19 protein-coding genes are annotated in these 24774 nt (G+C 70.9%); 10 read left to right on the top strand and 9 right to left on the bottom strand.

Annotated elements, in window-relative coordinates; genetic code table 11:
- Positions 1-64 precede the first annotated feature (64 nt).
- From AAT21_RS01515 to AAT21_RS01505, 3 genes are all read right to left on the bottom strand, one after another.
- On the bottom strand, positions 65-1207 hold the full coding sequence (locus AAT21_RS01515; protein WP_046774899.1) for a PP2C family protein-serine/threonine phosphatase: 1143 nt from the start codon (positions 1205-1207) through the stop codon (positions 65-67).
- A gap of 234 nt (positions 1208-1441) precedes the next feature.
- Entirely contained in the window at positions 1442-2251 is an 810-nt protein-coding gene (locus AAT21_RS01510) for an Fpg/Nei family DNA glycosylase (protein ID WP_046774898.1), read from the bottom strand.
- A gap of 76 nt (positions 2252-2327) precedes the next feature.
- Entirely contained in the window at positions 2328-2813 is a 486-nt protein-coding gene (locus AAT21_RS01505) for a ribose-5-phosphate isomerase (RefSeq protein WP_046774897.1), read from the bottom strand.
- 218 nt (positions 2814-3031) lie between these two features.
- Between AAT21_RS01505 and AAT21_RS01500 the strand changes: the two genes are divergently transcribed.
- Entirely contained in the window at positions 3032-4471 is a 1440-nt protein-coding gene (locus AAT21_RS01500) for an amino acid permease (RefSeq protein WP_046774896.1), read from the top strand.
- 84 nt (positions 4472-4555) lie between these two features.
- On the opposite strand, the gene AAT21_RS01495 is transcribed toward AAT21_RS01500, so the two are convergent.
- Positions 4556-5140, bottom strand: coding sequence for a biotin transporter BioY (locus tag AAT21_RS01495; protein WP_046774895.1), 585 nt, complete (start codon positions 5138-5140; stop codon positions 4556-4558).
- 284 nt (positions 5141-5424) lie between these two features.
- Here AAT21_RS01495 and AAT21_RS01490 point away from each other — a divergent pair, with 284 nt between their 5' ends.
- From AAT21_RS01490 to AAT21_RS01480, 3 genes are all read left to right on the top strand, one after another.
- A complete protein-coding gene (locus AAT21_RS01490) occupies positions 5425-6825 on the top strand; it encodes an amino acid permease (RefSeq protein WP_046774894.1) in 1401 nt (466 codons plus the stop codon).
- Positions 6826-7022: 197 nt separating this feature from the next.
- Complete coding sequence (locus AAT21_RS01485; protein ID WP_046774893.1) at positions 7023-8426, top strand: amino acid permease; 1404 nt, start codon at positions 7023-7025, stop codon at positions 8424-8426.
- Positions 8427-8584: 158 nt separating this feature from the next.
- Entirely contained in the window at positions 8585-9241 is a 657-nt protein-coding gene (locus AAT21_RS01480; protein WP_030036236.1) for a superoxide dismutase, read from the top strand.
- A gap of 146 nt (positions 9242-9387) precedes the next feature.
- Here the strand turns inward: AAT21_RS01480 and AAT21_RS01475 are convergent, their stop codons facing one another.
- A complete protein-coding gene (locus AAT21_RS01475) occupies positions 9388-10038 on the bottom strand; it encodes a mycothiol-dependent nitroreductase Rv2466c family protein (RefSeq protein WP_046774892.1) in 651 nt (216 codons plus the stop codon).
- A gap of 140 nt (positions 10039-10178) precedes the next feature.
- Between AAT21_RS01475 and pepN (AAT21_RS01470) the strand changes: the two genes are divergently transcribed.
- Both pepN (AAT21_RS01470) and AAT21_RS01465 read left to right on the top strand, forming a co-directional pair.
- On the top strand, positions 10179-12737 hold the full coding sequence (gene pepN, locus AAT21_RS01470; protein ID WP_046774891.1) for an aminopeptidase N: 2559 nt from the start codon (positions 10179-10181) through the stop codon (positions 12735-12737).
- A 433-nt stretch (positions 12738-13170) separates the two neighbouring features.
- Positions 13171-14133 carry a hypothetical protein gene (locus AAT21_RS01465; protein WP_046774890.1) on the top strand — a complete coding sequence of 321 codons (963 nt, stop codon included), beginning with the start codon at positions 13171-13173 and terminating at the stop codon, positions 14131-14133.
- Here AAT21_RS01465 and AAT21_RS01460 read toward each other — a convergent pair.
- Both AAT21_RS01460 and AAT21_RS01455 read right to left on the bottom strand, forming a co-directional pair.
- On the bottom strand, positions 14109-14996 hold the full coding sequence (locus tag AAT21_RS01460) for a pyridoxamine 5'-phosphate oxidase family protein (protein WP_046774889.1): 888 nt from the start codon (positions 14994-14996) through the stop codon (positions 14109-14111). The two genes, AAT21_RS01465 and AAT21_RS01460, sit on opposite strands and share 25 nt — an antisense overlap.
- Positions 14996-15454 (bottom strand): VOC family protein, encoded by a 459-nt coding sequence (locus AAT21_RS01455; protein WP_046774888.1) that lies wholly within the window; start codon positions 15452-15454, stop codon positions 14996-14998. Before AAT21_RS01455 ends, AAT21_RS01460 begins: the two co-directional genes overlap by 1 nt.
- A 122-nt stretch (positions 15455-15576) precedes the next feature.
- Between AAT21_RS01455 and AAT21_RS01450 the strand changes: the two genes are divergently transcribed.
- From AAT21_RS01450 to AAT21_RS01440, 3 genes are all read left to right on the top strand, one after another.
- Positions 15577-16137, top strand: coding sequence for a CGNR zinc finger domain-containing protein (locus AAT21_RS01450; RefSeq protein ID WP_046774887.1), 561 nt, complete (start codon positions 15577-15579; stop codon positions 16135-16137).
- A 273-nt stretch (positions 16138-16410) separates the two neighbouring features.
- Positions 16411-19734, top strand: coding sequence for a S8 family serine peptidase (locus tag AAT21_RS01445; RefSeq protein ID WP_046775510.1), 3324 nt, complete (start codon positions 16411-16413; stop codon positions 19732-19734).
- A 355-nt stretch (positions 19735-20089) separates the two neighbouring features.
- On the top strand, positions 20090-21118 hold the full coding sequence (locus AAT21_RS01440) for an aspartate-semialdehyde dehydrogenase (protein WP_046774886.1): 1029 nt from the start codon (positions 20090-20092) through the stop codon (positions 21116-21118).
- A 65-nt stretch (positions 21119-21183) separates the two neighbouring features.
- On the opposite strand, the gene AAT21_RS01435 is transcribed toward AAT21_RS01440, so the two are convergent.
- The gene (locus tag AAT21_RS01435; RefSeq protein WP_046774885.1) at positions 21184-21513 is read right to left on the bottom strand and encodes a helix-turn-helix domain-containing protein; all 330 of its coding nucleotides are present in this window, start codon (positions 21511-21513) and stop codon (positions 21184-21186) included.
- On the bottom strand, positions 21510-21854 hold the full coding sequence (locus AAT21_RS01430; protein ID WP_200904318.1) for a type II toxin-antitoxin system RelE/ParE family toxin: 345 nt from the start codon (positions 21852-21854) through the stop codon (positions 21510-21512). The genes AAT21_RS01435 and AAT21_RS01430 overlap by 4 nt, the downstream gene beginning before the upstream one ends.
- 191 nt (positions 21855-22045) lie before the next feature.
- Between AAT21_RS01430 and pepN (AAT21_RS01425) the strand changes: the two genes are divergently transcribed.
- On the top strand, positions 22046-24637 hold the full coding sequence (gene pepN / locus AAT21_RS01425; RefSeq protein ID WP_046774884.1) for an aminopeptidase N: 2592 nt from the start codon (positions 22046-22048) through the stop codon (positions 24635-24637).
- Positions 24638-24774: the final 137 nt, after the last annotated feature.

Genomic DNA, 24774 nt, shown 5'->3' with positions numbered 1-24774 from the left:
CACGGTAGGGCCTGCGCGGGCCCGCGCAGGCGGGCCAATCCCGGGCGAGTGGCCCCCGCACCGCTCAGGGGGAGCGGCGGATGAGCAGCAGGGCCCGGTCGTCGTTGACGTCCTTGGCGACCTTCTCGATCAGGTGCCAGGCCGCGCCCTCCCAGCCGGCGGAGACGTAGCGGTCGGCTTCGCCGGTGAGGCGGTCGATGCCCTCGCTGATCTCTCGGTCTGCGGTTTCGACGAGGCCGTCGGTGAAGAGCATCAGGACGTCGCCGCGGCGGAGGTTGCCGCGGACGGGGGTGAACTCGGCGCCGTCGTAGACGCCGAGCAGCGGGCCCTCGCCGGTCTTCTCCTGCCAGCGGCCGGTGCCCGCGCAGAGCTGGAGGGCGGGGAGGTGGCCGGCCGAGAGGAGTTCGTAGTCGCCGGTGTCGAGGTCCAGGACGAGGTGGATGGAGGTGGCGAAGCCCTCGTCCCAGTCCTGGCGCAGCAGGTAGCCGTTGGCGGCGGGCAGGAAGCCGTGGGGCGGCAGCGCGCCGAGCAGTCCGCCGAAGGCGCCGGACAGCAGCAGGGCCCGGGAGCCCGCCTCCATGCCCTTGCCGGAGACGTCGGTCAGGACGATCTCCAGGGTCCGGCCGCCGTTGGTGCGGGCCGCGACCACGAAGTCGCCGGAGAAGGACTGGCCGCCGGCGGGGCGCAGGGCCATCTCGCGGTGCCAGCCGCGGGGCAGGGCGGGCAGCTTGCTCTGTACGCGGATGCGTTCGCGCAGGTCGAAGAGCATGGTGCCGCCGCGCCGCCAGGGCACGCCGACGCGGCTGCGGAACTGCGCGATGACCAGTCCGAAGAACCCGCAGGCCGCGACGACCAGGACGGTGCCGGGGGTGACCCGTGCCGGGCCCTGGGTGTAGGGGCCGAGCACGAGGGCCTCGACGATCAGTGCGGCCGCGGAGGCCGCGTACAGGGCGAGGAGGCTGGCGGGGCGCAGCAGCAGCCCCCCGGCCACGATCGGCAGGACGAGCGCCGCCGGCGAGAACCAGACGGGCAGCATCAGCGTGCCGCAGGCTATGGCGGGGACGGTGAGCAGCAGTCCGCCGAAGGCGAGCCAGTCGGAGGCGTCGCCGCGGAAGTAGTCGACGGCGGATTTGCGCAGGGCGGTGCGGCCCCGGTGCGACCGCATGCGCATCCGGGCCAGAAGGGACTCCACGCGTGCTCCGGCCATTGCTTCGGGACCCTATCCATCCTGGCTGTGAATGCGCAGGGGTACCCCCGGACAGGAAGCCGAGGGGTGCCCGAAAACCTACCCGGTGATGCGGAATGCCCTGGTAGGGATGGGCGCATGGCTCTGGAGACGCGCCCCTTGCCAGCCGATGGGCGGGATGCCCCGTACGCCCGCCCTGGGATCCACCGCGTCGGTCCTACGACCCCCGCGACGCCCTGCCGCCACTCCCCCGCCTCAGGCCCCCTGGCAGCCCGGGCACCAGAAGAGGTTGCGGGCCGCCAGGTCCGCCGTGCGGATCTCGGTGGTGCAGATGTGGCAGGCCATGTTCGCCCTGCGGTACACGTACACCTCCCCGCCGTGGTCGTCCACGCGCGGCGGACGTCCCATCGCCTCGGGCAGGTGCTCGTCGCGCACGGTGTCGATCCGGTTGTTGCGCACGCCCTCGCGCATCAGGGCGACCAGGTCCGCCCACATCGCGTCCCACTCCGGGCGCCGCAGGTCCCTGCCCAGCCGGTACGGGTCGATGCCGTGCCGGAAGAGGACCTCGGCGCGGTAGACGTTGCCGACGCCCGCGACCACCTTCTGGTCCATGAGCAGCGCGGCGATGGTGGTGCGGGAGCGGGAGATGCGGGCCCAGGCGCGGTCGGGGTCGTCGCCCGGCCGCAGCGGGTCCGGGCCGAGCCGGTCGTGTATCGCCTTCTTCTCGCCCTCGCCGATCAGCGCGCAGGCCGTCGGGCCGCGCAGGTCGGCGTAGTGGTCCGCGTTCAGCAGGCGCAGCCGGACCGTGTCGGTCGCGGGCGGGGCGGGGGCCGGGCCGAAGCCGAGCTTGCCGAAGAGGCCGAGGTGGACATGGATCCACTCGTCACCCTCGAACCCGAGGAAGAGGTGCTTGCCGTGGGCGTCGGCACCGTCCAGCGTCCGTCCGTCGAGCAGGGCCGCGCTCTCGGCGAAGCGTCCCTGTGGACTGCTGACCGCGACCGGCCGTCCGGCGAACCTCTCGTCGTGGTCCTGAGCGAGGCGGTGGATCGTATGCCCCTCGGGCACGGCGGGCTCCTCGGAGGATCGGAGGAATGGAACGGCCGTGCCACCCCCGGCGGGAGCGGCACGGCCGGAAGCGGGATCAGCCCTGCGGGTGGTGGGCCGGGATCGGGGGAAGCTCGCCGGTCTGCTCGTAGGCGGAGAGCATCTCGATGCGGCGGGTGTGGCGCTCCTCGCCGGAGTACGGGGTCGCCAGGAAGGCCTCGATGAAGCTGACGGCCTCGTCCTGCGTGTGCATGCGGCCGCCGACGGAGATGACGTTGGCGTTGTTGTGCTCGCGGCCGAGCTGGGCGGTCTGGACGCTCCAGGCCAGGATGGCGCGGACGCCCTTGACCTTGTTCGCGGCGATCTGCTCCCCGTTGCCGGAGCCGCCGATCACGATGCCCAGGCTGCCCTCGTCGGCGGCGGTCTTCTCCGCGGCGCGGAGGCAGAAGGGCGGGTAGTCGTCCACGGCGTCGTAGATGTGGGGGCCACAGTCGACGGGCTCGTGGCCGTTGTTCTTGAGCCAGTCCACGAGGTGGTTCTTGAGCTCAAAGCCGGCATGGTCGGATCCGAGGTACACGCGCATGGGTCGAGTGTGGCACGAGGAGCCCCGACGGCCCGCAGCGGGTGTCGCGTAAGTCACTTCTAAAGCTCAAGTAAACCCAAAGGACGCAGATGGGACACGGCAGGACGCCGGTCCCGGACGTCCGCCCCCACGCAACGATCCGGATTGAGGTCTTCCGTCCTGCTTCATCTCAGGTTTGAATGCCGGGGCTCGCAACCCGAGAACCTAAGGATTCGTCCATGAGCTCCACGACGACCCTTCAGAAGGCAGGCGACCCCACCGGAAACCCCGGTGACGGCGGCCTGTCCTCCGACGGTCTGAAGGCCGGTCTCAAGAACCGCCACCTGTCCATGATCGCCATCGGCGGCGTCATCGGCGCCGGTCTCTTCGTCGGCTCCGGTGGCGGCATCGCCAAGGCCGGTCCCGCCATCCTGATCTCCTACGCCCTCGTCGGCGCCATGGTGGTCTTCGTGATGCGGATGCTCGGCGAGATGGCCGCTGCCAGCCCGAACTCGGGCTCCTTCTCCGCCTACGCCGACCGGGCGCTCGGCCGCTGGGCCGGCTTCTCCATCGGCTGGCTCTACTGGTTCTTCTGGGTCGTCGTCCTCGCGGTGGAGGCCACCGCCGGTGCCGCCATCCTGGAGAACTGGATCCCGGCCGTCCCGCAGTGGGCCTGGGCCCTGATCGTGATGGCGGTGCTGACCGTCACCAACCTCGGCTCGGTCGCCTCCTACGGTGAGTTCGAGTTCTGGTTCGCGGGCATCAAGGTCGTCGCCATCGGCGCCTTCGTGGTCATCGGCATGCTGGCCGTCTTCGGCATCCTGCCCGGCTCCGAGAACCCCGGCGCGGGCTTCGCGCACCTGACCGACACCGGCGGTTTCTTCCCCAACGGGTACGGCGCCGTCCTGACCGGTGTGCTGATGGTCGTCTTCTCCTTCATGGGCAGCGAGATCGTCACGCTCGCCGCCGGCGAGTCGGAGAACCCCCGCAAGGCGGTCACGCAGGCCACCAACTCCGTCATCTGGCGTATCGGCGTCTTCTACCTCGGCTCGATCTTCGTCGTGCTGACGCTGCTCCCCTGGAACGACAAGTCGATCACCGAGAAGGGCTCGTACGTCGCCGCCCTCGACTCGATCGGCATCGCGAACGCCGGCACGATCATGGAGGTCATCGTCCTGACCGCCGTGCTGTCCTGCCTGAACTCCGGCCTCTACACCGCCTCCCGCATGGCCTTCTCGCTCGGTGAGCGCGGCGACGCCCCCAAGGCGTTCGCCAAGGTCAACAAGAACGGTGTCCCGGTCGCCGCGATCCTGGGCTCCACGGTCTTCGGCTTCGTCGCCGTCTACTTCAACTACGCCTTCAAGGACACGGTCTTCAACTTCCTCCTGAACTCCTCGGGTGCCATCGCGCTCTTCGTGTGGCTGGTGATCTGCTTCACCCAGCTGAAGATGCGCGGGATCCTGGTCCGCGAGGCCCCGGAGAAGCTGACCGTGAAGATGTGGCTCTTCCCGTGGCTGACCTGGGCCACCGCCGCACTGATCATGTTCGTGATCGGCTACATGTTCGTGGACGACGCCAACCGCGAGGTGGTCACCCTGTCCACCCTCGTCGCCGGCCTGGTCGTGGCCGTCGGTGTGGTCCTGGACCTGCGCCGCAAGCGCGCCGCCGTCCAGGGCTGACCGCCCGGTCGCGTCCCGTACACACGCCGGAGCCCGGCCCGCCTCGTCAGGCGGGCCGGGCTCCGGCCGTAGCAGGGATCCTCGTCAGCCGCGGCGGCCGGCCAGCTTCCAGGCGGCCGGCAGGGCGCCCATCGCGAGGGCGGCCTTGAGGGCGTCGCCGATCAGGAACGGGGTCAGGCCCGCCGCGACGGCCGCGCCCAGGGACATCCCGGTGGCGGCCATCAGGTACGGCACGCCGACCGCGTAGATCACCGCGGAGCCGAGCGCCATCGTGCCCGCCGTCCGCAGGACCGAGCGGTCGGCGCCGCGCCGCGCGAGGGCTCCGACGACGGTGGCGGCGAGCATCATGCCGAGCACGTAGCCGAAGGAGGCGCCGCCGGCCCCGGAGGTCCCGCCCGCGAACCACGGCACGCCCGCCATGCCGACGAGGGCGTACAGCGCCAGCGAGAGGAAGCCGCGGCGGGCGCCGAAGGCGGTGCCGACGAGCAGCGCGGCGAAGGTCTGGCCCGTGACGGGCACCGGGGAGCCGGGGACCGGCACCGCGATCTGCGCGGCGATACCGGTCAGGGCGGCGCCGCCGACGACGAGCGCGATGTCGCGCACGCGGCTCGCGGGCAGCAGGTCGGCGAGGACGGCGCCGGGCCGGAGGGAGACGGAAGCAGTGCTCATGAGGGGCTCCGCACAGTGGTGGGGGTCGGGACGATCACCGACGTTAGTGCGGGGTCCGGAGCCGCCCCACCGCCGCCCGGGACAAAGCCCCGCTCCCCCCGTTGGTGGGGACCGGACAAAGCCCACCCCCCTGATCAGCGCGGCGTGATCCTCGTCACGAGCAACATCCGACAACACGTCCGTTTTGCACGGACGACCGCCGCTCAGCGAGACTGTTGGATCCTGCCAAGCCAATGGCGGAGTCCCCACCACCGCTGGGCCGAACGAGAGTACGAGCACTCCTCATGCGTGAGCGTTTGCCAGACGCACCTCCCACGACGGGCGACCTGCCCCCGGAACCCCTCAGCCACAGCCTCAAGCAGCGCCACCTGACCATGCTGGGGCTCGGCGGCGTGATCGGCGCCGGCCTCTTCGTCGGCTCCGGCGCCGGCATCGGCATCGCCGGCCCCGCGATCATCTGCTCCTACCTCCTCGCCGGCGTCCTCGCGATGCTGGTGATGCGCGCGCTGGGCGAGATGTCGGCCGCGATGCCGGCCTCCGGCTCGTTCTCCGTCTACGCGGAGCGGGCGCTCGGCCGCTGGGCCGGTTTCTCGGCGGGCTGGCTGTACTGGTTCCTGCTGGTCGTGGTGCTGGCCGTGGAGGCCACCGGCGCCGCGAAGATCGCGAACGGCTGGGTGCCCTCGGTCGACCAGTGGGTCTGGGTGCTGCTCTTCATGGTGGTCTTCACCGTGAGCAACCTGGCCGCGGTGAAGAACTTCGGCGAGTTCGAGTTCTGGTTCGCCGCCCTCAAGGTCGGCGCGATCGTGCTCTTCCTGATCCTCGGCACCCTGGCGATCTTCGGCGTGCTCCCGGACACGGATCCGGTCGGCATGACCAACCTGACCGGCCACGGCGGCTTCTTCCCCCAGGGCTTCGGCGGCGTGGTCGCGGGCATGCTGGCCGTCATCTTCGCCTTCGGCGGCCTGGAGGTCGTCACCATCGCGGCCGCCGAGTCCGACGACCCGGCCCGCTCCGTCTCCCGCGCGGTGCGCAGCGCGGTGTGGCGCATCCTCTTCTTCTACGTCGGCTCGATGGTCGTCATCGTGACCCTGCTGCCGTGGGACTCGCTGGAGCCGGGGCAGAGTCCGTACGTCGCCGTCCTCGACTCCATCGGCATCCCCGGCGCCGGCCAGATCATGAACATCGTGGTGTTCGTGGCCCTGCTGTCGGCGCTGAACGCGAACCTGTACGGGTCCTCGCGCATGATCTTCTCGCTGGCCGAGCGCGAGGAGGCGCCGAAGTCGCTGCTGCAGGTCTCGGGCGGCGGCGTGCCGCGCCGGGCCGTGTTCGCGTCGGTGGCCTTCGGCTTCGTCTCGGTGGTCCTCAACCTGCTGTGGCCAGACACGATCTTCCTCTACATGCTCAACGCGGTCGGCGCCGTCCTGCTGTTCGTGTGGGCGCTGATCGCGGTCTCGCAGCTGAAGCTGCGCCGCCGGATCGAGCGGGACATGCCCGAGCGGCTGATCCTGCCGATGTGGCTGTTCCCGTACGCGACCTGGGCCGCGCTGGCCGGGATGGCGGCGGTCCTGGTGCTGATGCTGTTCGACGACTCCGCGCGCCCGCAGTTGCTGTGGTCGACGGGCGCCGCCCTGCTGGTCCTCGCCGTGGCGGGCGTCCGTGAGCTGCGGGAGCGGCGGGCCGGCTGACCCGCTGCGCACCCGACGCACCCGACGCACCACAGGACCCCCGTGCCGCGGCACGGGGGTCCTGCCTTTCCCGGGCCGTACGGACATGATCACGATCCGTGAAGCGATCGTCCGGATATCGGACGCGAAGCGTCCGGTGATCGGACACTCGGCACACTGGGCGCGCTCCACCCCCGCACCGGACAGGCACGCACCCCATGAGCCACAGCAGCACCGTCGCACCTCCCGAGCCGCCGCGGACCGACTCCGGATCCCCGCTCGGCAACGGACTCAAGCAGCGCCACCTCTCGATGATCGCCCTCGGCGGTGTCATCGGCGCCGGACTCTTCGTCGGCTCCGGAGCCGGCATCGCCGCGGCGGGCCCCTCGATCGTGCTCGCCTACGCCGCGTCCGGACTGCTCGTCATGTTCGTGATGCGGATGCTCGGCGAGATGTCCGCCGCCAACCCCGCCTCCGGCTCCTTCTCGGTGCACGCGGAGCGGGCGATCGGTCCGTGGGCCGGGTTCACCGCCGGCTGGATGTTCTGGACGCTGCTGTGCGTGGGCGTGGCCATCGAGGCCATCGGCGCGGCGCACATCATGACGGGCTGGTTCCCGGGCACCCCGTCGTGGATGTGGGTGCTGGTCTTCATGGCGCTGTTCTGCGGCTCCAACCTGGCCGCCGTCTCGAACTTCGGCGAGTTCGAGTTCTGGTTCTCCGCCCTCAAGATCGGCGCCATCGGCCTCTTCCTCGGCCTCGGCGTGCTGGCGGTCCTCGGTCTGCTGCCCGGCACCTCCGCCCCCGGCACGGCCAACCTGCTGCACGACGGCGGCTTCCTGCCCAACGGGGTCGGCGGCCTGCTGGTCGGCCTGCTGGCCTCGGTCGTCGCCTACGGCGGACTGGAGACGGTCACCATCGCCGCCGCCGAGTCGGAGGACCCGGTCCAGGGCGTGGCCAAGGCCGTGCGGACCACCATGTGGCGCATCGCCGTCGTCTACGTCGGCTCGATGCTGGTCATCGTGACCCTGCTGCCGTGGAACGACCCGAAGGTCACCGAGCAGGGCCCCTACGCGGCCACCCTGGACCACCTGGGCATCCCGGCGGCCGGGGAGATCATGAACGTGGTCATCCTGATCGCCCTGCTGTCCGCGATGAACGCCAACATCTACGGCGCCTCCCGCATGGCCTACTCCCTCGTCTCCCGCGGCCAGGGCCCCAAGGCGCTGGGCAAGGTCACCGGCAGCGTGCCGCGCCGGGCGGTGCTCGCCTCCTCCGGCTTCGGCTTCGTCACCGTGCTGCTGTCCTACTGGTACCCGGACACCCTGTTCGCCTGGCTGCTGAACATGGTCGGCGGGGTCATCCTCGTCGTCTGGGGCTTCATCGCCGTCTCGCAGTTCGTGCTGCGGCGCCGGCTGGAGCGCGAGGCCCCCGGGAAGCTCGTCGTGCGAATGTGGGGCTTCCCGTACCTGACCTGGGTTGCGCTGGCCGGGGTGGCCGGGGTCCTGGTGCTGATGGCGCTGGGCGAGGACACCCGGGTCCAGGTGATCTTCACGGGCGGGCTCACCGTCGCCCTCGCCGTGACCGGATATCTGCTGCAGCGCCGGGCGCCCGCCGCCCGCTGACACCCCTCTACCGCAGGTGGGCCCCGTGCGAACGCACGGGGCCCACCTGCGTTTACAGAGGTGACCCTTACGTGTGGGGCGGAATAGATGCTGCTAGCGTGCAGTTGCGCATTGATTGCAATAAGCGATTGGCACGCCGAGGGGACCGGATAACACGCATGGCCATCTACACGCTTCCTGAGCTTCCGTACGACTACGCGGCGCTGGAGCCGGTGATCAACCCGCAGATCATCGAGCTGCACCACGACAAGCACCACGCGGCCTACGTCACGGGCGCCAACAACACGCTGGAGCAGCTGGCGGAGGCGCGCGACAAGGAGAACTGGGGCGCGCTCAACGGCCTCGAGAAGAACCTCGCGTTCCACCTCTCCGGCCACATCCTGCACAGCATCTACTGGCACAACATGGCCAGCCCGAAGACCGGCGAGGGCGGCGGCGAGCCCACCGCCGCCGACGGCCTGGGCGACCTGGCCGACGCGATCACCGAGTCCTTCGGATCCTTCGCGAAGTTCAAGAAGCAGCTGACCTTCGCGTCCTCCGCGACCCAGGGCTCCGGCTGGGGCGTGCTCGCCTACGAGCCCGTCAGCGGCCGCCTGGTCGTCGAGCAGGTCTACGACCACCAGGGCAACGTGGGTGTCGCCAGCACCCCGATCCTGGTCTTCGACGCCTGGGAGCACGCCTTCTACCTGCAGTACAAGAACCAGAAGGTGGACTTCATCGAAGCGATGTGGAATGTCGTCAACTGGCAGGACGTCTCCCGGCGCTACGCCGACGCCAAGGCCAACACCCCGCTGCTGATCCCCGTCAAGGGCTGATCGCACCCCCGAGCCCGCCCGCCTCGTGATCGTCTTCTCAACCTTCACCGGCGGGCGTGTCCAGCAGAAGACCCCCGTGAGGACGTGACTCACGGGGGTCTTCTGTGTCTCTGTGTCTGCGTGTTTCCGTGTCTTCGCCGTGTGGGCTACTCGAAGATCGGGCCCTTGGTACGGGTGCGCTTGATCTCGTAGAAGCCGGGCGTGGAGGCGACGAGCAGGGTGCCGTCCCACAGCCGGGCCGCGGCCTCGCCGCGCGGGGTCGGGGTGACCACCGGACCGAAGAAGGCGACGTCGCCCTCGCCGTCGGCGCCCGGAACGGAGATCACCGGGGTGCCGACCTCCTGGCCCACGCGGTCGATGCCGTTGTTGTGCGAGGCCCGCAGCACCTCGTCGTACTCGTCGGAGTCGGCGTACGCGAGCAGCTCGGCCGGCAGGCCGACCTCGGCCAGCGCCTCGGCGATCACCTCGCGGGTCGGGCCCTTGTCCTCGTTGTGGATGCGGGTGCCGAGCGCGGTGTAGAGCTTGCCGGTGATCTCGTCGCCGTGCTTCTGCTGGGCCGCTATGACGACGCGCACGGGCGCCCAGCCCTTGGGGCCGAGCAGCTCGCGGTAGACCTCGGGCAGTTCGTCGAGCTTGTTCTCGTTGAGGACGGCGAGGCTCATCACGTGCCAGCGCACCTCGACGTCGCGGACCTTCTCGACCTCCAGCATCCAACGGGACGTCATCCAGGCCCAAGGGCAGAGCGGGTCGAACCAGAAGTCGACCGGGGTCTTCTCGCGCACCTGGGTCTCGGTCATGTCTCTCCTCGGTGTCGGTCTCAGGCGGGAAAAAGGCATCAGCGGCGCATGTCCTCCGTCGCCAACCAGGTGGCCGTCGCGCGCATTCCCCTCGTGCGAGGATTCGACCCAAGAACGCGATCACGCACGAAGGAGTGCAGGTGCCCGGAGAGAATCTGTCCCGCGAGGAGGCCCGCGAGCGGGCCGGGCTGCTGTCCGTCGACGGGTACGAGGTCGTCCTCGACATCCGGTCGGCGGTCGACGAGGCCGAGCCGGCAGAGGGCCCGCGGACCTTCCGCTCGGTGACGACGGTCCGCTTCCGGGCCGCGGTCCCCGGCGGCGCCACCTTCGCGGACCTGATCGCCCCTTCGGTCAACTCCGTCACCCTCAACGGGCGGGCGCTGGACGTGGCCGCCGTCTTCGACGGTTCGCGGATCGCCCTGGCCGGCCTGGCCTCCGAGAACATCCTGGTGGTCGACGCGAACTGCGCGTACAGCCGGACGGGTGAGGGCCTGCACCGCTTCGTGGACCCGGAGGACGGCGAGGTCTACCTGTACACGCAGTACGAGCCGGCCGACGCCCGGCGCGTGTACGCGAACTTCGAGCAGCCGGACCTGAAGGCGCCCTACCGCTTCGAGGTGACCGCGCCCGAGGGCTGGCGGGTGTGGAGCAACGGCGCCGAGGAGTCCCGCGAGGGCTCGGTGTGGCGGTTCGCCGAGACCGCGCCGATCTCCACGTACATCACCTGCGTGGTGGCGGGCCCCTACCACTACGTGACGGACACCTACACCCGCGGGGACCTGACCATCCCGCTGGGCGCGATGTGCCGTAAGGGGCTGGCCAGGCACTTCGACGCGGACGACATCTTCCTCGTCACCAAGCAGGGCTTCGACCTCTTCCACGAGATCTTCGACTACCCCTACCCCTTCGGGAAGTACGACCAGGCCTTCGTGCCGGAGTACAACCTGGGCGCCATGGAGAACCCGGGGATGGTGACCTTCCGGGAGGAGTACATCTTCCGCGGCAAGGTCACGCAGGCCTCGTACGAGCGGCGCTCGAACACGATCCTGCACGAGATGGCACACATGTGGTTCGGTGACCTGGTCACCATGAAGTGGTGGGACGACCTGTGGCTGAAGGAGTCCTTCGCGGACTTCATGGGCTCCTTCGGACTCGTCGAGGCCACCCGCTTCGACCAGGCGTGGGTGACCTTCGCCAACAACCGCAAGGCGTGGGCCTACCGCGCCGACCAGCTGCCGTCCACGCACCCGATCACGGCCGACATCCGTGACCTGGAGGCCGCGAAGCTGAACTTCGACGGCATCACCTACGCCAAGGGCGCGGCGGTGCTCAAGCAGCTGGTCGCCTACGTCGGCCGGGACGCGTTCCTGGAGGGCGCGCGCCGCTACTTCAAGGCCAACGCGTACGGGAACACCACGCTGGACGACCTGCTGTCGGTGCTCGGCGAGGTGTCCGGGCGGGACATGACCGAGTGGTCGCGGGCCTGGCTCCAGACGGCGGGCGTGAACGCGCTGACCCCGGTGGTGAGCTACGACGCGGAGGGGCGGATCACCGAGCTCGCGGTCGTCCAGGAGGGCGACGAGCTGCGGCCGCACCGGGTCGGCGTCGGCCTGTACCGCCTGGGGTCGGACGGTGCGCTGGTCCGCTACGCGCGGGCCGAGGCGGACGTCTCCGGCGCCCGTTCGGTGATCGCGGAGCTGGCCGGGCAGGACCGGCCCGACCTGGTCCTGGTCAACGACGAGGACCTCACGTACTGCAAGATCCGGCTGGACGAGGGTTCGCTGGCCACGCTGCGGGCGCACCTGGGCGATCTGACGGATCCGCTGGCGCGGGCACTCGGCTGGTCGGCGCTGTGGAACCTGACCCGGGACGGCCTGATGCCGGCGCGCGACTTCGTCTCGCTGGTCCTGGCGCACGCGGGCCGGGAGACGGACGTCGGCGTCCTGCAGCAGCTGCACGCACAGGCGCAGACCGCGGTCACCCACTACACGGCGCCGGACCGGCGCGAGCAGGGCGGCCGGGACCTGGCGGCGGGCGCGCTGCACGAGCTGCGGGTGGCCGAGCCGGGGTCGGAGGGCCAGCTGACCTGGGCGCGCTTCTTCGCGGCGAGCGCGGCGACGGAGGGCGACTTCCAGCTGCTGCTGGGGCTGCTGGAGGGGTCGGCGCGGATCGACGGGCTCGACGTGGACCAGGAGCTGCGCTGGGACTTCCTGCTGACGCTGGCCGCGCACGGGGTGGTGGACGAGGCCGTCATCGCCGCCGAACTGGCCCGGGACGACACCGCGTCGGGCAAGCGGCACCAGGTCCGGTGCCTGGCGGCGCGCCCCTCGCAGGCGGTCAAGGACCAGGCGTGGGCGGCGGTGGTCGAGTCGGACGCGCTGTCCAACGCGCTGGTGGAGTCGACGATCGCGGGCATGCAGCAGCCCTCGCAGCGGGGCCTGCTGGCCGCGCACGCGGGGCGCTACTTCGAGGTGATCGAGCGGGTGTGGGCGGACCGGTCGATCCAGATCGCGATGCACATCGTGAAGGGGCTCTACCCCTCGCTGCAGGGTGACGCCGCCACGCTGGACGCCACGGACGCGTGGCTGGCCGGGCACGAGGACGCCGCCCCGGCGCTGCGCCGCCTGGTGCTGGAGTCCCGCGACGACCTGGCCAGGGCCCTTGCCGCGCAGCGGTGTGACGCGGCGGCGGGCGCCTAGTGCTGTGGCCGGAAAGGTTTGCCGGGGCGCGGCGTCCGGTGCGGTGCATCGCAAGGCGGAGGGCCGCGGCTCGTACCGGACGTACGTGCGCGGTCTGACAACGCGGCGAGGTGCCGTGCCGGGCGTCGCGACCCGGTGAACCTTGCCGGTCACAGCACCAGGCAGCGGCGCCGCTGCCGGGGCTCCGCCCCGGACCTTGCACCTCACCCGCCGGCGAGGCTGGATTCTCCAGCCGGTCCAGGGGGCACCTCCCAGCGGTAGCCCGGGGAGTGTGAGGACCGGGGTCCGGGGCGGAGGCCGGGAAACCGGTCCCCCGGACGGGCGCACCCCATCGGCAGTCGAACGCCCGTACTTTAGCCCCGGCTTGTCCGGATTTGTCGACGGGCGTGTAACAGGGGTTAGCAAGGCCATGGCCTGAGGGAATCACCGCGTCATGAACCACAACGCACCCCTCCCCCTCGCCCACCTCACCGGCAACCGCCCCCGCGTGCTGACCCTCGCACAGCTGCGTGAGCACGGCGTGAGTGCCTCCGAGGCCGCCGAGCGGCCCTGGCAGCAGATCCTGCCCGGCGTGTTCCTGCTCCACTCCGGGCCGGCGACGAGCGAGGAACGGCTGCACGCCGCGCTGCTGTACGCGGGCCGGCGCGGCGGGGGCGAGGCCATGATCACCGGGCTGGCGGCGCTGGCCCTGTACCGCTTCGCCTCCGCGCCCCCGCTGACCGCCGTCCCGCACATCGACGTGCTGGTGCCGGGCATCCGGCGGCTCCGGTCCACCGGTGACGTACGGATCGTGCGCGCGCACACCGCGCCCCGGTCCCAGGAGGTCACCGGGCTGCCCGTCGCTCCCGCCGCCCGGGCGGTCGCCGACGCCGTCGCACAGCTGTCCGACGCGGGCACCGTACGCCGGCTGCTGAGCGAGGCCGTCCGCAGCGGGCACTGCGAACCGAGTGCCGTCGTACGCGAGCTGACGGTGGCCCGGCTGCTGAACCGGCCGCACGTGGTCGACGCCGTCGAGTCCCTCCTGGCGGAGGGCCGGGCCATCGCCGAGGACCGGCTGTACCACCTCGTGCGCGGCTGCGAACTCCCCGACCCTGTCTGGAACGTGGACCTGCGGATCCCCGGCGGTCCGCACCTGGGCGGGGTCGACGCGTACTGGCCCGAGCACTCGGTGGCCGTGGAGATCGACACCCGCGCCCCGCGCCAGGGCGAGGACGAGGCGTGGTCCGAGTGCGTGCGCAAGCGCGAGACGCTGGAGCGGCTCGGGGTGACCGTCCTCCACATCACCCCGCGCAAGCTCCGCGACTGGCCCGAGCAGCAGGCCGCGGTCATCCGGACCGCGCTGGCGGCTTCGGACGACCATGAGCCCGCCGCCTACCTGGTGGTGCTCCCCAGGTGAGGGGAGTACTCCGGGGTGCTCCACAGCAGCCGCCCCGGATGGACGGCCTCCACCACCGACTCCACGCGGAAGCGGGTGCGGCGGCCGCCGTCGGGCGCGAACTCCGTCCGTGCCCGGCCGCTGAGCTGGAGGACGGCCCCGCTCTCCCAGTCCGGGAAGAGCAGCCCGGCCCGCGGGTCGGTCATCAGGTTCCCCAGGGTCAGGAACATCGCGTTCCCGGCGTAGTCCGGCCAGGCCAGCTCGACCGGGGAGAGGACCTCCACGAAGCCCGGCAGGCCGCCGCGATGGCTGGCGTCGACACCGTCCGCCTCCGCCGTGGTGGCGACGAAGAAGGTGTCGGCGTCCCCGACGGTCCGCACCTGGCCGGGGGTGAGCGCGTCCCCGCGGTGCACCACGCCGGCCCCGTCCTCGACCAGCTCCAGCGGCTGCCGCTGCTGCAGGTACTTCGGGCAGTTGGCGAAGACCTGCTCGGCCTCGACGGCGAAGCCCCGCGTGGTGGCCGTGAGGGTTCCGTTCAGCCGCATCCGGCGCCGGGTGCGCGGGTCGAGCGCGATGGTCCCGACCCGGGTGCCGGCCGTGGCCAGCGCCCCGGCGAGCGGGTCGCCGGCGGGCGGACCGCCCGTGACGGCGACCCGGTGCGCCCCGGTGGCCCGGACGAAGCCGGGCGGCCCGGTGAGCAGGGAGGCCCACATCCGGCCGGCGTCGTCGGCGGCCCCGACGACCAGGTGCGGCTGGAGCCCCAGGAAGGCCGCGGCGACGTCGCGGATGCCCGTACCGATCGAGCGGCCGACGTGCTCGGCCGGCCCGCGTACGCCGACCCGCTCCTGCACCGCCAGCGACCCCCAGTGGTAGACGCCGCCCATTAGAAGAACCCGCAGGTCGGCGCCCCCGCGGTGGGAGCGGGGGCATCCTCGGCGCCGGTCGGTACGGAGATCTCCAGCCGGGTGCCGTCGGGGTCGTGGAAGAAGATGCCGCCGGAGGCCGCGCCCTCGCCGTGCGCGACGACGCCCTCGTGGGCGAAGTCGACGCCGAGGACGCGCAGCCGCTCCTCGTACGCACGCACCTCCTCGATGGCTCCGGCCGAGAAGGCCAGGTGGTGCAGTCCGGCCGCGGCAGGTGCGAAGGCGCTGTCGGCCTGCTGCCAGAGCGTGAGGACGAGCTCGCCGTCCCGGCCGAGGAAGGCGTAGCGGCGGTCCTCCTCCTTGCCCTCCCCCAGCACCTGGAAGTCGAGGGCGTCCCGGTAGAAGGCGAGCGAGCGCTCCAGGTCGGTGACGTTCAGGCCGACGTGTCCGGTGCGGAGCTTGCTGATGGCGGTGGTCATGACGGGTCCTTCCCCAGAGGCCGTGCGACGAGTTCTAACCTTCTAAATTCAATTTAAAGGTTAGATGGAAGGGTGTCAACCACTCACGTACTCTTGAGGGGTTAGCGAACAAGGAGACGGACATGACGACGGCGGACCCGCGGCCCCTGACCGGGGAGCCGATCGCCCTCGACCTGCTGAACACCCGCTGGATGCAGGAGGGCGAGCCCGTCGACCTCTTCGCCGGGGCCTTCGGACTGAGCCGGGTCGAAGGGCTCTCGGTCTGGCTGGAGTCCGCCGGGCTGGCCGGCCGCTTCCGGGCCGACGCCTCGACCCTCGTCCACCTGATGACCGCCCGCGAGGCACTCGCCCGGGCGGTCGCGGACCCCGCCGACGAGAGCGCGCGCGCCCTGGTGGACGCGGTACTGGAGCACGGGCGCATCCGCGCCACGCTGACCGCCGAAGGCCCTGGCGAGCGCGCCGAGTTCGACGACCGCACCTGGGGTCCGGCCTGGACGGCCGCCCGTAACTACCTGGAACTGCTGGGCTCCGCGCCCGACCGGATCCGCAAGTGCGCCTCCGAGACCTGCGTCCTGCACTTCCACGACACCTCGCGCAACGGAACCCGGCGCTGGTGCTCCATGTCCGCCTGCGGAAACCGGGCGAAGGCCTCGCGTCATTACGCGCGCACGCGCGAGCGCTGACCGCTCGAAATCTGTCACACCCGCGCCGGGGAACGACTGTGCCCCGGTGCCGACTTGGAGCCACTAAGTCGATAAATCAACTCTTCAGCCCCTGTGGTTCGCACCACTGTGCCCGGATACGGCCCCACTGGCGGAAGTGCCGCGCTGGCGGATGTCCGCCACGACAGATCTCGGTCGATGACATCCCTCCCCAAAGACCTGTCGGTTGAGGAAAGCTGACCGGTCATCCGGCACCGAAATCCGGACCGTATCTTTCACTTACCAGGGATGCTGATGACCCTCGAATCCCCCAGCTCCATACCCGGGGCAAGACGCGTCGCACGCGTCGCGGCCGCGGCCGGCCTGGTCGCCGCCCTCGCGGCGACCGGCGCCGGGCCCGTGTTCGCGGCGACCGGCGCGGACACCCCGGGCACCTCGCCCGCGGTCAAGTCCGCCGACCAGAAGCTCGGTTCGGCCGACGTCGAACTGCTCCAGGAGGCCAAGGCCAAGGGTGACGCGAACGTCACCGTCATGGTCGCGACCGCCCCCGGCCAGACCAAGCAGGTCGCCGACCAGCTGGACGCCGTCCAGGGCGCCTCGGTCGGCCGGACGTACGACAACCTCGGCTACGTGCGCGCCACCCTGCCGACGGGCCAGGCCGAGGCCGCGCTGAAGGCGGCCGCCAAGCTGTCCTCGGTGCACGGCATCGACCTGCGTCACGAGATCCAGCTGCCGGACCCGCGCCCCGACGCCGGCCGGGAGAGCGGCGCGGTCAAGAAGACCGCGGCCGAGACGTACGCGGCGCCGGACAAGAACACGCCGGCGAAGAACCCGTACAACCCGTCCTTCGAGACCGGCGCGGTCGAGTTCGTCGAGAAGAACCCGCAGGCCGACGGCCGCGGCGTGACCATCGGCATCATGGACTCGGGTGTCGACCTCGGCCACCCGGCCCTGCAGAAGACCACCACCGGCGAGCGCAAGATCGTCGACTGGGTGACGGCCACCGACCCGATCACCGACAACGACGGCACCTGGCGCGCCCAGATCACCCCGGTGACCGCGGCCGGCGGCACCTTCACCGCGGGCGGCCAGAGCTGGAAGGCGCCCGAGGGCAGCTTCCAGTGGAGCCGCTTCAGCGAGTCGATCACCGCCACCGGTGACATGGCGGGCGACGTCAACCGCGACGGGGACACCACCGACCGGTTCGGCATGCTCTACGACGCCGCCGCCGGCACCGTCCGCGTCGACACCGACCAGGACGGCGACTTCACGAACAACGAGCCGATGAAGCCGTACAAGGACGGCTACCAGATCGGCTACTTCGGCACGGACAACCCGGCGACCGAGGTCGCCGAGCGGATCCCGTTCGTGATCGAGATCCGCAAGGACGTCCCGATGGACCCGCTGGGCGGGGACTGGGTCGGCAAGAAGGCCGACTTCGTCAACATCGGCATCATCGAGTCCGAGCACGGCACGCACGTCGCCGGCATCACCGCCGCCAACAGCCTCTTCGGCGGCAAGATGAACGGTGAGGCGCCCGGCGCCAAGCTCGTCTCCTCGCGCGCCTGCTCCTGGTCCGGCGGCTGCACCAACATCGCGCTGACCGAGGGCATGATCGACCTCGTCGTCAACCGCGGCGTGGACATCGTCAACATGTCGATCGGCGGCCTGCCTGCGCTGAACGACGGCAACAACGCGCGCGCCGAGCTCTACCGCAACCTCGTCGACACCTACGGCGTCCAGCTGGTCATCTCGGCCGGCAACTCCGGTCCGGGTGTGAACACCATCGGCGACCCGGCCCTCGCGGACAAGGTCATCTCCGTGGGCGCCTCGGTCTCCAAGGAGACGTGGGCCGCCAACTACGGCTCCGGCGTGAGCACGAAGTACAACATGTTCCCCTTCTCCTCGCGCGGTCCGCGTGAGGACGGCGGCTTCACGCCGACCATCAGCGCCCCCGGCGCGGCCATCAACACCATCCAGACCTGGCTGCCCGGCGCGCCGGTGAAGGAGGCCGGCTACAGCCTGCCGGCCGGTTACGGCATGCTCCAGGGCACCTCGATGGCCTCGCCGCAGGCGGCGGGCGCGAGCGCGCTGCTGATCTCGGCCGCGAAGCAGCAGGGCATCAAGCTGACCCCGGCCTCCCTGCGGGTCGCGCTCACCAGCTCCGCGAAGAAGATCGACGGTGTCCCGGCGCACGCGCAGGGCTCCGGTCTGATCGACGTCGAGGGCGCGTGGGAGTCCGTCCAGCGCGACGCCAAGGCCAACGAGTTCACGGTCAAGGCCCCGGTCGACACCGCGATCGACCAGTTCCTGAAGACCCCGGGCTTCGGCACCGGCCTGTACGACCGCGAGGGCGGCCTCAAGGTCGGCCAGAAGAAGGTCTACAACGTCGTCGTCACCCGCACCACGGGCGTCAAGTACGGCACCCGGCACGACCTGAGCTGGCGCAACAACGACGGCACCTTCAAGATCATCGGCGGCTACGACTACGTCACGCTGCCGCTGAACAAGCCCGTCACCATCAAGGTCGAGGCCAACGCCAAGACGGCCGGCGTCCACAGCGGCATCCTGCAGCTGGACGACGAGACCACCGAGGGCATCGACAAGCAGATCCTGACCACCGTCGTGGCTTCCGCCCCCCTGGCCGCGCCGGCGTTCTCCCTGTCCGAGTCCTCCACCGTGCAGCGCAACACGCACAAGTCGTACTTCGTGACCGTGCCGCCGGGCGCCAAGAGCCTGGAGGTCGCCCTCAGCGGTCTCGCGGCCGGAGCCCAGACGCGCTTCATCGCGATCCACCCGTACGGCGTGCCGGTCGACCCGACGGCCACGACCAACTGCTACCCGAACTACGACAACCCGGCGAACACCTGCCGCCCCGACGTGCGCTCGTACCCCGAGCCGACGCCGGGCGTCTGGGAGATCGAGGTCGAGGCCCGTCGTACGTCGCCGGTGCTCGACAACCCGTTCAAGCTGGATGTCTCCGTGCTCGGCGCGGCCTTCGACCCCGCGGTCAAGGTCCTGCCCGAGGTGAAGCAGGGCACCCCCGCCCCGGTCCAGTGGAGCGTCAAGAACGCCGGCGCGGCCATCGGCGACGGCAAGCTCAAGGGCGGCCCGCTCGGCTCCGCGAAGGTCGCCAAGCCGACCATCGCGAACGGTGAGACCCACACCACCGAGATCGCCGTCCCCGCCGGCACCTCCCGCCTCGACGTCGCGATCGGCAAGGTGTCCGACACCGGCGCCGACCTCGACCTCGAGGTCTACAAGGACGGCGTCAAGGTCGGCTCCGCCGCCGACGGCGACTCCGAGGAGGCCGTGAGCCTGAAGAACCCGGCCGCGGGCACCTACACCGTCAAGGTGATCGGATACGCCGTCCCGTCCGGTTCCACCACGTACGACTACCGCGACGTGTTCTTCTCGGCCGCCCTGGGCTCCGTCCAGGTCGACGAGGCCGCCACGGTGAACCTCGCCACCGGTGCCACCGCGCAGGTCTCGGCGAACGTCCTGGTCACCAGTGCGGCCCCCGAGGGCCGTCAGTTCTTCGGCCAGGTCGAGCTGCTCAACGCCCGCGGCACCGCCGCCGGCACCGGCAGCGTGCAGATCGAGAAGGTCCTCCCGTAGCACCTTCCGTTCCTCCCGCGTGAAACCCGAGGGGGCGGCGCTCCGACGAGCGCCGCCCCCTCGGGCCGTTCCCGGTGGCTGCGGACGGCGGGCACGGTGGATCTCCCCGGGTCCACGGTTCGCCCTGGAGCCGATCACGTCCGGACAGCGGGCACGGCGGACCGGACGCCAACCGGTCCCGATCAGGCAAAACGGCCGTTCGGAGGGCATGAAACACGGCCGCCACGCACCCACCACGGGTGTTCACATGCAGGACACCGTCCGGTCCTCGGACAATGGATTGGACAAGGCGCGTGGGGTCGAACGCATGATGGCCTCACGCGCGCCCGCGTCGTACGGACCAGAAGGAGTCACCGTGAGGGTCGGAATCGTCGGAGCCACCGGTCAGGTCGGCGCAGTCATGCGCAGCATCCTCGCCGAGCGCAAGTTCCCGGTGGACGAGCTGCGCCTGTTCGCCTCGGCCCGGTCCGCCGGCTCGACGATCGAGTGGGAGGGCCGCGAGATCACGATCGAGGACGCCTCTGCGGCCGACTACTCCGGCCTGGACATCGTGCTCTTCTCCGCGGGCGGCGCCACCTCGAAGGCCCTGGCCGAGAAGGTCGCCTCGCAGGGCGCCGTCGTCATCGACAACTCCTCCGCCTGGCGCAAGGACCCCGAGGTCCCCCTCGTCGTCTCCGAGGTCAACCCGCACGCGATCAGGAACCGCCCCAAGGGCATCATCGCGAACCCGAACTGCACCACCATGGCGGCCATGCCGGTGCTGCGCCCGCTGCACGACGAGGCCGGCCTGACCGCGCTGGTCGCCACCACCTACCAGGCCGTCTCCGGCTCCGGCCTGGCCGGTGTGGCCGAGCTCGACGGCCAGGTCAAGGCCGTCTCCGAGGGCGCGACCGGGCTGGTCCACGACGGCGGTGCCGTCGACTTCCCCGAGCCGGGCGTCTACAAGCGTCCGATCGCCTTCAACGTCCTCCCGCTCGCGGGCTCGATCGTCGACGACGGCTCCTTCGAGACCGACGAGGAGCAGAAGCTCCGCAACGAGTCCCGCAAGATCCTGGAGATCCCGGAGCTGAAGGTCTCGGGCACCTGCGTGCGCGTGCCGGTCTTCTCCGGCCACTCCCTGCAGATCAACGCCCGCTTCGACCGCCCGATCAGCGTCGAGCGCGCCTACGAGCTGCTGAAGGACGCGGACGGCGTGGAGCTCTCCGAGATCCCGACCCCGCTCCAGGCGGCCGGCAAGGACGCCTCGTACGTGGGCCGCATCCGCGTCGACGAGACGGTGGACAACGGCCTGGCGCTGTTCGTGTCGAACGACAACCTCCGCAAGGGCGCCGCGCTGAACGCGGTCCAGATCGCGGAGCTGGTCGCCGAGGAACTCCGCGGCTGACCCCGCCGCGGGCACGAAGGGAGGGCGGGCGCCGCACGGCGTCCGCCCTCCGGCGTTTCCCGGGGTCAGGCGACCTTCACGGTGACGTCGCCGCGTTGGACGGTGACGGACACCTCACCGCCGAGTACAGCCGCGTACGCCCGCAGGACGTCGAGGCTGTCCACCTGGCCGTGCTCGATCTGCGAGACGCGCGCCTGACTGAGGCCCAGAGCGGCCGCGACGTCGGCCTGGGTGAGCCCGGCGGAGCGCCGGAGCCCGGCGAGCTCGTACCCCCGGATCCGCGCGGTGTTCTCGGCCCTCACCTGAGCCCTCTGCTCTTCGGCGTCGGCGGTCCCGAGGAGCGGCTGCCGTTGCAGCGCCTCGGCGCGCACCTCCCGCCACGAACGTCCCTTCACCCTGTGCCTCCTCTTTCCTTGTCGGCCACGTACTGCTCGTAGCGCCGCTCGGCGGCCGGGATGTTCTCCTCGTACCAGCGACTCCAGCGACCCGCCTTGTCACCCGCCACCAGGATGACCGCTTCGCGGTCCGCGTCGAAGACGAGGAGCATGCGCACTTCGGACCGGCCGGCCGAGCCCGGCCTCAGCTCCTTGAGGTTGTGCAGCGCACTCCGGTGGATCCGGTCCACCATGGGCCTGCCCAGGCCGGGCCCTTCCGCGGCCAGGTGGTCCAGAGCGTCCACGATCCGGTTCGCCGTTTCCGGCCCGTCCTCGCAGAGACGCAGCAACCATGCCTCCACGGGCTACAACAGGATGATGTCCCACATTCCGCGAACTTAAGGCTGAACTTATACCCACAGGTGGGTGCGGCTGAAACCTCACCCCACCGGGTGACAGTTCGGGCAGGTCGGTCGAAAGTAATCCGAGAGCAGGACACCCTCACCCCGTGGAAGGATGTCCGGGCAACGTCACCATCGAAGGAGATGACCGCGTGCCAGGCACGAACCTCACCCGTGAAGAGGCTCAGCAGCGTGCGAAGCTGCTCACCGTCGACTCCTACGAGATCGAACTCGATCTCAGCGGTGCGCAGGAGGGCGGCACCTACCCGTCCGTGACCACCGTGCGCTTCCAGTCGGCCGAGGCCGGGGCGGAGACCTTCATCGACCTGGTCGCCCCGGCGGTCCACGAGGTCGTCCTCAACGGGAAGTCGCTCGACGTCGCCGCCGTCTTCCGCGACTCCCGGATCGCCCTGGCGCACCTCGCGGCCGGGGCCAACGAGCTGCGGGTCGTCGCGGACTGCGCGTACACCAACACCGGTGAGGGCCTCCACCGTTTCGTCGACCCGGTCGACCAGCAGGCCTACCTCTACACCCAGTTCGAGGTGCCGGACGCGCGGCGGGTCTTCGCCAGCTTCGAGCAGCCCGACCTGAAGGCCACGTTCCAGTTCACCGTGACGGCCCCCGAGGGCTGGACGGTCATCTCGAACTCCCCGACGCCGGCGCCCGCCGACGTCAAGGACAACGTCTGGCGCTTCGAGCCGACCCCGCGCATCTCCTCGTACATCACGGCGCTGATCGTCGGCCCGTACCACTCGGTGCACAGCTCCTACGAGGGCCCGGACGGCCAGTCCGTACCGCTCGGCATCTACTGCCGGCCCTCGCTCGCCGAGTTCCTCGACGCGGACGAGATCTTCGACGTGACCCGGCAGGGCTTCGACTGGTTCCAGGAGAAGTTCGCCTACGACTACCCGTTCGCCAAGTACGACCAGCTCTTCGTGCCGGAGTTCAACGCGGGCGCGATGGAGAACGCGGGCGCGGTCACCATCCGCGACCAGTACGTCTTCCGCTCGAAGGTGACGGACGCGGCGTACGAGGTCCGCGCGGAGACCATCCTCCACGAGCTCGCCCACATGTGGTTCGGCGACCTCGTCACCATGGAGTGGTGGAACGACCTGTGGCTGAACGAGTCGTTCGCCACCTACACCTCGATCGCGTGCCAGGCGTACGCGGAGGGCTCGAAGTGGCCGCACGCGTGGACCACCTTCGCCAACTCCATGAAGACGTGGGCGTACCGGCAGGACCAGCTGCCGTCCACGCACCCGATCATGGCCGACATCCGTGACCTCGACGACGTCATGGTCAACTTCGACGGCATCACGTACGCCAAGGGCGCCTCGGTGCTCAAGCAGCTCGTCGCCTACGTCGGCACGGACGCCTTCTTCAAGGGCGTGCAGGCCTACTTCAAGACGCACGCCTTCGGCAACACCCGCCTGTCGGACCTGCTGGGCGCCCTGGAGGAGACCTCGGGCCGCGACCTGACCGCCTGGTCGAAGGCGTGGCTGGAGACGGCCGGCATCAACGTCCTGCGCCCCGAGATCAGCACCGACGCCGACGGCGTGATCACCGCCTTCGGCATCCGCCAGGAGGCGCCCGCGCTGCCCGCCGGCGCCCAGGGCGAGTCCACCCTGCGCCCGCACCGCATCGCGGTGGGCCTGTACGAGCTCCAGGACGGCGCGCTCGTGCGCACCGACCGGATCGAACTGGACATCGACGGCGCGCTGACCACGGTGCCGGAGCTGGTGGGCCGCACCCGCCCGGCGGTGGTCCTGCTGAACGACGACGACCTGTCGTACGCGAAGGTCCGCCTGGACGAGGCCTCCCTCGCCGCGGTCACCTCGCACATCGGCGACTTCGCGGAGTCCCTGCCGCGTGCCCTGTGCTGGGCCTCGGCGTGGGACATGACGCGTGACGGCGAGCTCGCCACCCGCGACTACCTCTCGCTGGTGCTCTCGGGCATCGGCAAGGAGTCCGACATCGGCGTCGTCCAGTCGCTGCACCGCCAGGTGAAGCTGGCCGTCGACCTGTACGCCGACCCGGCGTGGCGGGAGGAGGGCCTGGCGGCCTGGACCGAGGCCACCCTGGAGCACCTGCGTGCGGCGGAGCCGGCCGGCGACCACCAGCTGGCGTGGGCGCGGGCCTTCGCGGCCACCGCCCGCACCGAGGAGCAGCTGGCGTACCTGTCGGCGCTGCTGGACGGCTCGGCGCAGATCGAGGGCCTGGCCGTCGACACCGAGCTGCGGTGGGCGTTCCTGGAGCGGCTCGCCGCGACGGGCGTGGCCGACGAGGCAGCCATCGCGGCGGAGCTGGAGCGGGACGCGACGGCGGCCGGCGAGCGGCACGCGGCGACGGCGCGGGCGGCCCGCCCGACGGCGGAGGCCAAGGCCGCGGCGTGGGCCTCGGTGGTGGAGTCCGGCGATCTGCCGAACGCGGTGCAGGAGGCGGTGATCGGCGGCTTCGTCCAGACCGACCAGCGCGAGCTGCTGGCCCCGTACACCGCGAAGTTCTTCGCCTCCGTCAAGGAGGTCTGGGACACCCGCAGCCACGAGATCGCCCAGCAGATCGCGGTGGGCCTGTACCCGGCGCTCCAGGTCTCGCAGGAGACCCTGGACGCGACGGACGCCTGGCTGGCCTCGGCCGAGCCGAACGCCGCGCTGCGGCGGCTGGTGTCGGAGTCCCGGGCGGGCGTCGAGCGCGCCCTGAAGGCCCAGGCGGCCGACGCGGCTGCCGCTGCCGCTCAGGCCTGACGGCTCGCGCCGTAGCCGGGGCTCCGCCCCGGACCCCGTGCCCTCAAACGCCGGCAGAGCTGAATTTCAGCCCGCCCGGCGTTTGAGGGCACGGGCGCGGAGCGCACGTACGGGGTCCGGGGCGGAGCCCCGGGAGC

Origin of the sequence: Streptomyces yangpuensis (genome assembly GCF_001005295.1) — a bacterium.
Lineage (GTDB): Bacteria > Actinomycetota > Actinomycetes > Streptomycetales > Streptomycetaceae > Streptomyces > Streptomyces yangpuensis.
This window is presented reverse-complemented; position numbering and strand designations above follow the sequence as displayed.

Coding starts and splice junctions, on each gene's coding strand:
- AAT21_RS01480 (WP_030036236.1), top strand. CDS start 8,585: ATGGCCATCTACACGCTTCCTGAGCTTCCGTACGACTACGCGGCGCTG.
- AAT21_RS01515 (WP_046774899.1), bottom strand. CDS start 1,207: ATGGCCGGAGCACGCGTGGAGTCCCTTCTGGCCCGGATGCGCATGCGG.
- AAT21_RS01485 (WP_046774893.1), top strand. CDS start 7,023: ATGAGCCACAGCAGCACCGTCGCACCTCCCGAGCCGCCGCGGACCGAC.
- AAT21_RS01450 (WP_046774887.1), top strand. CDS start 15,577: ATGACGACGGCGGACCCGCGGCCCCTGACCGGGGAGCCGATCGCCCTC.
- AAT21_RS01445 (WP_046775510.1), top strand. CDS start 16,411: ATGACCCTCGAATCCCCCAGCTCCATACCCGGGGCAAGACGCGTCGCA.
- AAT21_RS01495 (WP_046774895.1), bottom strand. CDS start 5,140: ATGAGCACTGCTTCCGTCTCCCTCCGGCCCGGCGCCGTCCTCGCCGAC.
- AAT21_RS01475 (WP_046774892.1), bottom strand. CDS start 10,038: ATGACCGAGACCCAGGTGCGCGAGAAGACCCCGGTCGACTTCTGGTTC.
- AAT21_RS01500 (WP_046774896.1), top strand. CDS start 3,032: ATGAGCTCCACGACGACCCTTCAGAAGGCAGGCGACCCCACCGGAAAC.
- AAT21_RS01465 (WP_046774890.1), top strand. CDS start 13,171: ATGAACCACAACGCACCCCTCCCCCTCGCCCACCTCACCGGCAACCGC.
- AAT21_RS01490 (WP_046774894.1), top strand. CDS start 5,425: ATGCGTGAGCGTTTGCCAGACGCACCTCCCACGACGGGCGACCTGCCC.
- AAT21_RS01455 (WP_046774888.1), bottom strand. CDS start 15,454: ATGACCACCGCCATCAGCAAGCTCCGCACCGGACACGTCGGCCTGAAC.
- AAT21_RS01505 (WP_046774897.1), bottom strand. CDS start 2,813: ATGCGCGTGTACCTCGGATCCGACCATGCCGGCTTTGAGCTCAAGAAC.
- AAT21_RS01460 (WP_046774889.1), bottom strand. CDS start 14,996: ATGGGCGGCGTCTACCACTGGGGGTCGCTGGCGGTGCAGGAGCGGGTC.